Source organism: Liquorilactobacillus mali KCTC 3596 = DSM 20444 (assembly GCF_000260415.1).
In the GTDB taxonomy this organism is placed as follows: Bacteria; Bacillota; Bacilli; order Lactobacillales; family Lactobacillaceae; genus Liquorilactobacillus; species Liquorilactobacillus mali.
Genome location: NZ_BACP01000110.1, coordinates 1 through 231 on the forward strand (window position 1 = coordinate 1; position 231 = coordinate 231).

Annotated in this window: 1 protein-coding gene; it reads left to right on the forward strand. The window is 39.0% G+C overall.

Annotated elements, in window-relative coordinates; translation table 11 throughout:
- Nucleotides 1-231: NAD-dependent epimerase/dehydratase family protein (locus tag GSM_RS14505; protein ID WP_010078439.1), on the forward strand; the 231-nt coding region annotated here is incomplete at both ends.

The following is a 231-nucleotide window of genomic DNA, read 5'->3' on the forward strand; positions in this document are numbered from 1 at the left end:
TTACTGGTTCGAGCTTGGGTCAGATCATTTGGTCTACGGGCAACAATTTCAAATTGTTCAAATAACTACGGACCATATCAGTACATTGAGAAGTTCATTCCGCGCCAGATTACAAATATCTTGAGTGGAATCAAGCCAAAGTTATATGGATCGGGCAAGAATGTACGTGATTGGATTCATACGAATGATCATTCATCAGCTGTTTGGACAATTCTGACAAAAGGAAAAATC